We start from the raw sequence: 3,804 nt of genomic DNA on the forward strand, positions 1-3,804 counted from the left end.
GATGAAAGATAAACAAGCCCTTATAACTAAACTAAAAATGTTTGCCAGAGGCATGAAAGTTCAAATTTCTGCTTTATATCTGGCAATCAAGGATCCGGCGGTTCCAAAGGTGGCTAAGTGGTTGGGTGTTGCGGTAGTGGCGTATGCGTTAAGCCCGATTGATCTTATTCCAGATTTTATTCCGGTGATTGGCTATCTGGACGATTTGATTATTTTGCCTTTAGGAATTTACTTAGCCATTAAACTGATACCGGAGGCAGTTTGGTCTGACTGTCTGGCTAAAGCTGAGTTACATCCCATTCAATTACCCAGAAATCGTTATGCAGCGGCTGTAATCATTGGCTGTTGGATACTATTTGCAGGCATGTGCAGTTATGGTATTTGGTATCTGATATCAAACTAATCACATTTACAGCATCATCGTGGTCCTAACATTTTTTCCGGCTGGATAAGTTCATCGAATGCTTCTGCAGTGATCAAACCAGAGCGAACAGCCTCTTCTCGTAATGTGGTTCCATGAGAATGTGCCTTTTGTGCAATCAAACTGGCGTTGTCATATCCAATGATCGGTGAGAGGACGGTCACCAGCATCAGTGAGTTATTTAAAAATGCTTCGATTTGTGGCCTATCCGGCTCAAGCCCGCGCAGGCAATATTCTGTAAAACTATTGATGACATCTTTTAATAATCTGATGGATTGTAATAGTGAAAAGATCATTAACGGTTTATAGGTATTCAGTTCTAATTGCCCCTGAGCACCCGCTAGCGTAATCGTTACGTGATTTCCCATCACCTGTGCACATACCATCAGCATGCTTTCACATTGGGTTGGATTTACTTTTCCCGGCATGATTGAGGAACCGGGTTCATTCTCAGGTAAATGCAGTTCGCCTATCCCGCAACGAGGTCCTGACCCCAGTAATCGAATGTCAGCCGCAATTTTGTTCAGACTAACCGCCAGAGTGTTTAAAACACCCGATACATTGACCAGACCATCGTGAGCGGCTTGCAAAGAGAGTTTGTTATCACTGGCAGTAAAAGGTAAGCGGGTAAATTCGCTTAACTGTCTGGCAAAGTTTTCAGCAAATTCGGCAGAACTATTTAGTCCTGACCCCACGGCTGTGCCTCCTTGAGGAATAGCATACAGTTCAGCAGTTGCCTGCTTTAACCGATCAATATTAGTTTGTAGTTGGGCCGCATAGGCCGAAAACTGCTGCCCCAACGTTAACGGTGTTGCATCCTGCAGATGCGTTCTGCCAATTTTTATTATGGATTGCCATTGTTTCGAATGTTCCGCCATTACCTGCTGCATCTTTGTTAAGGCTGGTAACAGCTGAAGTTGAATTTGTTCTACCGTAGCAATATGCATTGCTGTCGAAAAACTATCGTTGGTGGATTGCCCCATGTTGCAGTGATCATTGGGATGCACCTGAATCGTCGAATTCAATTGCTGTGTCGCCAGATTGGCAAGCACCTCATTTGCATTCATGTGGGTTTGTGTACCCGAACCTGATTGCCAGATGGTTAATGGAAATTGCTGATCATGTTCGCCATTTATCACTTCAAGGCTAGACTCAGCTATTGCCAAACCGATATTTTTTTCCAATTGCAGACAATCAATATTCGCCAGAGCGGCACAGTGTTTCACCAACCCCAAGGCACGAATAAACTCACGAGGAAAGGTTTCACCACCAATGGCGAAATGTTTCATGGCCATCTGGGTTTGCTGGCCCCAAAGTTCTACAGCAGACATCTAAAGCAATCAGATTTAACGCTTACTGCCGTAACTGAACGTTAAGTTGATCAACGACCTCAGCCCAGTCAGAATCAGAAGCTAAACATTCTTTAATAAAAGCTGATTGAGAGGGTGACCAGAAACTGGCGTTTTCCAGTTTTTCATCTTCCTGCAGCGTATGGCTAGCCATAAATTGCTCGATGGCTGCTTCATTGCTTTCCAACCCCAGCTGCATAAAAAGGTTTTCCATAGTGTGTTGTGTCATATCCATAGCAATGGACCTCAAATTTAAGTTAATTTCTGAACTTAACACTACGCTTACTTAAGCTGTTTTTCAAAGCTTCATTCAGGGGCTGAAATTATGAGTAAAGTCCATTACATTAGGACAAATACATCAGGATGATTGAATCGTCATACTGATACATTTTGACCTTAAGATATTGATGCCAGCCAGTCTTGGTAACTTGGTTTAGCCTCGGCATGTAAACCGGCAGAACTAAAGGCTCTTTCACTATCGATTATTTCACCGTTGTGCTCAAACACATTATGATCTGCATAATGTTTTGCCCAGCTTTCAAGGTCATGTGTCATCGAATTCATTCTCATCGTCTCACTCCATTTTGTTTTAAAAAATCTGCTGATTGCCTTTTACAAGTCAATCAACTGAAGTCGATTCTAAGGACGGAATGTTTAATTTATGTGAAGAATCAATGCTCTGAGGTCAGGATGTGAGATCGCTCACATTTATCTATCAATATTATTCTTCGTTTAACGGTGCCAACCATTGAAGACCTCCAAGTCTGCGTTGCTGCTGCAAATTCCATTCGGCACGTTTATGTAAATGCTGCGCCGGTCGGGCCGGGTTGTAATTCAATGGACTGGGTAATGAGGAAGCCAGTAATGCTGCTTGCATCGGTGTCAGATTAGCCGCAGAGCGACCAAAGTGATATTGGCTGGCCGCTTCCAGGCCAAACACTCCCGGCCCCCACTCCGCAATATTCAGATAAATCTCAAGAATGCGCTGTTTGCTCCAGCTGAGCTCAATCAGCAAGGTAAACCAGACTTCGAGACCTTTTCTGAACCAGCTGCGGCCGGTCCATAAATACATGTTTTTTGCCACTTGCTGACTGATCGTGCTTGCACCACGCAAGCCTCCCCGACGCTCTCGTTCTTTTAACGCCTGCTGAATCGCCTTAAGGTCAAATCCACTGTGTAACGGAAATTTCTGATCCTCAGAGGTCACAACAGCTAAAGCCGCATGTTTTGGCATCTCGTCCCAGCTGAGCCAGGTCTTGCGAAGTTGAAAGTCTTCAGTTGACGTTATCCAGCGGTCTGCCATCACCATGGTTATTGGTGGATTTACCCAGCGAAAAGGTAATACCAGCAATAGACTCAACAGGACAAACGCCAATATCGTTAGCAGCAATACCTTTAAGAAGAAACGATATATTCGATGCACAGTTATTCCTAAGCAAAACAGGCATCCTCAGGATGCAAATCTGCACATAATGAAACGTTTATTTTAGTCACGCAAGCTAGGGCTTGTTGATCTTTCATCTCGACCACTGCTGGTTTACCGTCTGGTTATTCCAGCCTTCTTAATAACAACATGGGCGAAACGGTTAATACAGGCGTTAATTGCCAACGTCCAAGGATGGCAAGAATCACTGCACTGATAAAAGGCAGGCTCATCACAACTGGCCAATGCCAACGAAATTCGCCATCAAACATACGATTTTGTAGTGCCCACACGGCAACTTCAGCTGCCAGAACACCCAGAATACCAGCCAGAAAACCAATCAATGCAAACTCAATAGTTGTAGATTTGACCAGTAATTTCTGTTGGCCACCCAGGGTACGTAATAAGGCGCCCTCACGCTGCCGCTCCGACATCGTGGCACTGACAACTGCGACCATCACCGCAATTGCGGCCAGCAGAATCATCAATAATATCGCTTCCACCGCCTGTGTTACCTGAGCAATGATTTGCTGAATTCGTTCGATAATATGATCAATTTCCAACACTGAAATGGTGGGAAACTGCCGCACAAAATCGTTCAATAACGGTTT

Annotated in this window: 6 protein-coding genes; 1 reads left to right on the forward strand and 5 read right to left on the reverse strand. The window is 44.3% G+C overall.

The features are described from left to right. On the forward strand, positions 1–403 hold a 403-nt coding region (locus tag B3182_RS02340; protein WP_292357039.1), incomplete at its 5' end, for a YkvA family protein. 14 nt (positions 404–417) lie between these two features. On the opposite strand, the gene B3182_RS02345 is transcribed toward B3182_RS02340, so the two are convergent. The 5 genes from B3182_RS02345 to B3182_RS02365 all read right to left on the reverse strand — a co-directional run. After that, positions 418–1,752 carry a class II fumarate hydratase gene (locus tag B3182_RS02345; protein WP_292357051.1) on the reverse strand — a complete coding sequence of 445 codons (1,335 nt, stop codon included), beginning with the start codon at positions 1,750–1,752 and terminating at the stop codon, positions 418–420. 22 nt (positions 1,753–1,774) lie between these two features. Continuing rightward, positions 1,775–2,005, reverse strand: coding sequence for a DUF2789 domain-containing protein (locus B3182_RS02350; RefSeq protein WP_292357053.1), 231 nt, complete (start codon positions 2,003–2,005; stop codon positions 1,775–1,777). Positions 2,006–2,166: 161 nt separating this feature from the next. Further along, positions 2,167–2,340 (reverse strand): hypothetical protein, encoded by a 174-nt coding sequence (locus B3182_RS02355; protein WP_292357054.1) that lies wholly within the window; start codon positions 2,338–2,340, stop codon positions 2,167–2,169. 151 nt (positions 2,341–2,491) lie between these two features. After that, a complete protein-coding gene (mtgA, locus tag B3182_RS02360; protein ID WP_292357056.1) occupies positions 2,492–3,193 on the reverse strand; it encodes a monofunctional biosynthetic peptidoglycan transglycosylase in 702 nt (233 codons plus the stop codon). A gap of 125 nt (positions 3,194–3,318) precedes the next feature. After that, the coding region (locus B3182_RS02365; RefSeq protein WP_349677925.1) for an FtsX-like permease family protein at positions 3,319–3,804 on the reverse strand (486 nt) is incomplete at its 5' end.

It is taken from the genome of Methylophaga sp. UBA4204, assembly GCF_002379485.1.
Classification (GTDB): domain Bacteria; phylum Pseudomonadota; class Gammaproteobacteria; order Nitrosococcales; family Methylophagaceae; genus Methylophaga.